5 protein-coding genes are annotated in these 3,462 nt (G+C 35.6%); 1 reads left to right on the top strand and 4 read right to left on the bottom strand.

The genetic code is table 11. The features are described from left to right. Both FJ651_RS15605 and FJ651_RS15795 read right to left on the bottom strand, forming a co-directional pair. On the bottom strand, positions 1-180 hold a 180-nt coding region (locus FJ651_RS15605; RefSeq protein ID WP_394348100.1), incomplete at its 3' end, for a transposase. Positions 181-214: 34 nt separating this feature from the next. Then, positions 215-766, bottom strand: a complete 552-nt coding sequence (locus tag FJ651_RS15795) for a phage tail assembly protein (protein ID WP_216746173.1) — start codon at positions 764-766, stop codon at positions 215-217. Between the two features lie 150 nt (positions 767-916). Here FJ651_RS15795 and FJ651_RS15615 point away from each other — a divergent pair, with 150 nt between their 5' ends. Further along, complete coding sequence (locus FJ651_RS15615; RefSeq protein ID WP_140991722.1) at positions 917-1,258, top strand: helix-turn-helix domain-containing protein; 342 nt, start codon at positions 917-919, stop codon at positions 1,256-1,258. A 34-nt stretch (positions 1,259-1,292) separates the two neighbouring features. Here FJ651_RS15615 and FJ651_RS15620 read toward each other — a convergent pair whose 3' ends face one another. Continuing rightward, positions 1,293-1,718 (bottom strand): hypothetical protein, encoded by a 426-nt coding sequence (locus FJ651_RS15620; RefSeq protein WP_140991723.1) that lies wholly within the window; start codon positions 1,716-1,718, stop codon positions 1,293-1,295. Continuing rightward, positions 1,681-3,462 (bottom strand): RHS repeat domain-containing protein (locus FJ651_RS15625; RefSeq protein WP_317130891.1); only part of this gene is annotated, 1,782 nt, incomplete at its 5' end. The genes FJ651_RS15620 and FJ651_RS15625, both read right to left, overlap by 38 nt.

The following is a 3,462-nucleotide window of genomic DNA, read 5'->3' on the forward strand; positions in this document are numbered from 1 at the left end:
ATGGTTGGTCATGATACACCAAGCATGAATCTCCATTCCTTTATGTTTTTGGCAATAGGATAAGCTGTCAATAAGAATGTCTTTATACTCATTTCGGGTAAAAACGTCTAGCCAATCGACCACAGCAAAACTCACGAAGTATAAGCCTTCTGGATTATGAAATTTATAATTTCTACTCATTTCATAAAATTACTTATTTTATGTTTATAGCAGATTAGATTGTTAGAACATTTTGAAGGTCAAATGCCACACGATGCAATCGTGCGGCAGCGGGGGGCAATGGATTTGAACTTTTACGACTCGTGAAGATAATGTACATTAAAAGTCTGTTTGTTTCTTCGCCGATTACTCCGCTATTTCCGATCAGGTCATTGGTTGCCTGAAGTAAATTATCTTTCTTTAAAAATGCCTCTGCGGCTCGCAGTTCTTTGCTTGTGAGTTCTCTAATGGTAAACTCGTTTACATCTTCTTGGTCAAGCTGTGATAGGCGATAGGTTTCAAGTTCGTTGGTTAATTCTTGTAGTGTTCTGCGTACTATTGATGTTCCTATCTCGATGCGTTCCGCTACTTTTCTAACCAATTTCTCGACTTGGTTATCGTTGTATAAATCAATATTGTGGCGCAGTTTGGTCTCTGACTTTACTTTTTTGATGCCCAATGTTACACGCAAGCTGTCTAAATGATTGAGTTTGATACCGCCAAGGACGCTTATCTCTAAATGGTTTGTAGTGTATTCGTAGTTGTTTGGATTGGAAGTATTCAACATCGTAAAAATATTTAGTTGCGATTATTTGGTACAAATCTATAAAATATTACTGTTTTAGCAACTAAAAATTTATTTTAAAGTGTAATTTATTCGCAATATATTTGCCTAATAAGCGCAAATAGCCGTTTTTAATACCTTATTTTAAAAGTTATGCAGAGTTTCGGTAAAAAATTGAGAGAACAAAGAGAAGTAAAGAAGATTTCTCAAAACAAGTTAGCCAAACTTATTGAGGCACATCATTCTGCCATTGGCAAGTATGAACGGGACGAAGTAAGACCGTCTATTGATGTCGTTGTAAAGATTGCCGATGTACTTGATACAACCGTAGGTTATCTATTGGGCGAGACTAACGATGCAGACGCATTTCAAGATCCTATAATGCTTAAAAGATTAAATGATATTAACGAACTACCACAAAAGGAACGTGATGCCTTACTGCTTACCATTGATGCTTTTTTAAGAGATTTTAAAACTAAAAAAGCTTACGCATAAAAAAACCACTCCGAAGAGTGGTCTATTTCAATATTTATTCTACTTTGAACTTTTTGTTCTGCTGATTAATATAGTATTTGTGATAATTTGCCCCTATACTTATTAGACGTCCTTTCTTTCTGTATAAAATGGTGTCTATTTCTAATTTTCTAGTATAGTCTTTATCAAATTCAGGGTCGATTTTAGCCATAAAGTAACCTTTAAGATGCACTTTATCTGATTCTATCTCAATATAATTTTTAGGGTCTGTGCCTAGAGAATTGGTTTTAATATCTCTATCACTATAATAAACCGAATCGTTAACAGATAATGTAAGCTTTTCGTTTTCATAAACTGAACCAAAAATAATCGATATAGTTCTCTTTTTATTCTCATTTAATTTACTTGCAGAACAAGATAATAGTAATAGCAACACTACAATACTACTGAGACTTCTGCTTACCTTTATTACTTCTACCATTTATAACGTTATATATAATTGACCTAACTTGTGTTCTTGTTACTTTATTACCTGCCATTGAATTTCCACTTGAGTTTGTAGTAGAAGATTGATGGGTTAAGTTTTTTGGCAAATCATTTCTTGTAAAAGTCTGCCTTGTCATATAATAGACATAATCTTCTGCAGCTTTTTGCACGTGTTCAGGATATTGAGCCGAACGAGCTGTCTCTCTAGCACTTGCGTACCCTTCAGCATCATATCTAGATAATGATTGCCCTCCACTTGTTGCATCCCAAATATGATATAACCCAGCTGAATGCGTAAATGTTTCGTGGGCTGCTGTCCTAGAGGTAAAATCTCTCTCCAAATAAACTACATTCTGCCCTGTAGGTGTAAATCCTTCTGGATCTGTTTTAGGATTTACGTGACCATTGCCAGGAACATTTTTTATATCATCCACAATACGGTAAACGTGGTCTGATTTATCAATATCTGATTCAGAACTAGCAACATCAATATTTCCAGTAAAAGATACTGCAACCCCATCACCTTCAACTTTTATATTAGAGAATCCTTTTAATATTCTATCCCTTCTTCTTTCAAGTTGCTTTTGACTTAACTTACCAGTCTCATCAATTATTTTTCCTGTAACATTTATGTTGACACCTGTTATCTCTCCATTCTCATCCCTAGTAATTGAAAATGATATTTCTTTACCATTAGGGTCTGAAAGAACTATTGGTGAATTAGCAACAAAAGTATAAGGTGAGACAGCATAATATTGTTCTGCTAAAGGGTCAGGATTCATCCACTTGGCAATACTTGCATCATAATTTCTCCAACCATAATCAAGCCAGTTCAACCCAAGTTCTTCATTTAGCTCTTTACCACTATACGTCTGATAGTTATTTTCTGTACCGTTCACCACATTATTATACCCTTTGTGCTGTAAACCAAAAGGATAATAATTATTCTCCTCAATAATTTCTAGTATTGGTGTACTTGTGGTACTGATGTCTTTATAGTTTAACCTGATATTCCCCAAGTGGTCTTTGTATTGATACACATGGTCAAAGTTGGTACCATCAGGTTCTACATAGCCTTCCGGGTGTGAGAAGAACTTTAGTGTGCCATTCTCATAAATGTAGTTCCCTGCATAATCTGTAGTAGCTCCTGTACTGACCGTTTTTCTCATCTTTACACCTGTTGCATCGTAAATATAGGTAATTGTTCCCGTTTGTCCCATACCGTTTATCGAAATTTGTACGGGTAGGTTTAAATGATTGTAATTAATATTGGTAATGCCCTTATTGGTATCGGTCTTCATATTGCCATTAGCATCATAGGTGTAATCGTTTGTGGGGTCTGGTGTGGTTTGATTATGGTCGTCTTTAAATTCTCCTTGTACAGCACTCGGGGTGACTATGGCATCAGATACTTTTAATAACTTATTACTGTTGGCTTGGTAGGTGTATGTGAGATTGTCCATGGTATCAAAGTGGGCACTGTTGGTCGACACCGGGTTGGCTACTATGTGGCCCTTTCTTGTTAAACTTAAAATATTACCGTTTTTATCATAGCTAACATTTGATAAACTATATCTATCTAAATTGTCTATGGCCGTTTTAATGCGGTTCAGTGCATCGTAGGTGTAGCTGTAGGTTTTTAAACTGTTGTCGGTATTGGCACTTCTCCATTGGGTTAAACTAATGTTGCCGTTGTATAAGGGGTTGGTGCCTTCGTTATAGCCTATTTTAAAGGCAAA

The sequence above is a fragment of the Paucihalobacter ruber genome (genome assembly GCF_006494535.1).
GTDB lineage: Bacteria > Bacteroidota > Bacteroidia > Flavobacteriales > Flavobacteriaceae > Paucihalobacter > Paucihalobacter ruber.